Source organism: Synechococcus sp. R6-10 (genome assembly GCF_047461815.1).
GTDB lineage: Bacteria > Cyanobacteriota > Cyanobacteriia > Thermostichales > Thermostichaceae > Thermostichus.
Genome location: NZ_JANSHW010000749.1, coordinates 1 through 965, shown reverse-complemented (window position 1 = coordinate 965; position 965 = coordinate 1). Strand labels below are relative to the sequence as shown.

Genomic DNA, 965 nt, shown 5'->3' with positions numbered 1-965 from the left:
AGCGCGACGGCTTTCTGGGGTGGGTCGTCGCGCAGCGCGAGGCTCAGCAACCCGTTATCGGGCGCAAGGTAGGTGTGGCGCAGCCCCTGCACAGCGACCGCGCGCCGCGCTGTGCCCACGCCGGGGTCTACCACCGCAATCACAATCGCGCCGTCGGGCAGATAGGGCGTCGCGCTCGCCAGCAAATACGCCCCGCTGCGCACATTCTGCGGCGGAACCCCGTGCGTCAAGTCCAACACCTCACAGGTTGGGCACAGACGCAACAGCACCGCCTTCACCTGCGCGACATAGGTGTCCGCGTAGCCGTAGTCCGTCAGAAACGCGATCAGCCGACTCATGGCTCTGGCTCCAGTATCGCCTGACAGCAGTCCACGAGGCGGATCGTGCCGATGAATTTGCCCTCGCCCAGCACGGGCAGCGTGTCCAGCCCGTGGTGCAGCATCAACGCGACGGCTTCCTCGATGGGCGCGTGTTCGCTAATCACAGGCGGGTCGGGCGTCATCCACTGCGCGACGGGCGCGTCTTTACGGGCGTGCGCGTAGGCGCGGAACGGCGCAAGGCTCGGCGCGGGAACCTGCTGGCTGGCGACGCGCCACTCTGCAAACAGCGCGTCGAACACCTGCTGCTCGGTAATCAGCCCCAGCACCGTGCCGTCCTCGTCCAGCACGGGCAGCGCGGTCGCCTTATACAGGTCTAACTTGTCCACCGCGTCCTGCAGGGTGGCGTCCGCGTGCAGGTACGGCGCGTGCGTGTCGACGAACTCCTGAACGCGCATCATCGCATACTGGCGACCTCTCGGATAATCGCTAAGGTCAAGTCCACGCTCCGCGCGAGGTCGTCAATCCGCACGAACTCCTCGTGGGTGTGGATTTTCTGGTGCGCCGTGCCGACGACACAGCAGGGGAGTCCGCGCGCGATGAAGATGTTAGCGTCCGCGCCGCCGCCTGTGGGTCGCATCGGCGCGT

Annotated in this window: 3 protein-coding genes; all 3 read right to left on the bottom strand. The window is 66.5% G+C overall.

Features of this window, described 5'->3' with window-relative positions:
• Positions 1–338 (bottom strand): S-adenosyl-l-methionine hydroxide adenosyltransferase family protein (locus NW837_RS15785; RefSeq protein ID WP_414332658.1); only part of this gene is annotated, 338 nt, incomplete at its 3' end.
• Positions 335–778, bottom strand: coding sequence for an HPP family protein (locus NW837_RS15780; RefSeq protein WP_414332656.1), 444 nt, complete (start codon positions 776–778; stop codon positions 335–337). The genes NW837_RS15785 and NW837_RS15780, both read right to left, overlap by 4 nt.
• Positions 775–957 carry a M20/M25/M40 family metallo-hydrolase gene (locus tag NW837_RS15775; RefSeq protein WP_414332660.1) on the bottom strand — a complete coding sequence of 61 codons (183 nt, stop codon included), beginning with the start codon at positions 955–957 and terminating at the stop codon, positions 775–777. The genes NW837_RS15780 and NW837_RS15775 overlap by 4 nt, the downstream gene beginning before the upstream one ends.
• Positions 958–965: the final 8 nt, after the last annotated feature.